We start from the raw sequence: 357 nt of genomic DNA on the forward strand, positions 1-357 counted from the left end.
TGATCCCGACGTTGTACAAACTGGCCGGTGAGCTGACGCCGTTTGTGCTGCATGTCGCTGCGCGCACCATCGCTACCCATGCGCTGTCGATTTTTGGCGACCATTCCGACGTGATGGCCGTACGCCAAACAGGATGCGCCATGCTGTGCGCCAGTAACGTGCAGGAGGCGCAGGATTTTGCGCTGATTTCCCAAACGGCCAGTCTCAACAGTCGCCTGCCGTTTATTCACTTTTTTGATGGTTTCCGCACGTCGCATGAAATCAACAAAATCGTGCCGCTGAGCGACGATACCCTGCGCCAGATGCTGCCTCAGGACGCGATTGATGCGCACCGCAGCCGCGCATTGTCGCCGGATC

The 357-nt window shown here is 58.0% G+C and carries 1 pseudogene; it reads left to right on the forward strand.

From position 1 onward, the window contains the following. Positions 1 to 357 (forward strand): annotated as a pseudogene (locus CVN76_RS00435) (pyruvate:ferredoxin (flavodoxin) oxidoreductase); the annotation flags it as partial.

This window comes from Bacillus sp. mrc49 (assembly GCF_002803435.1).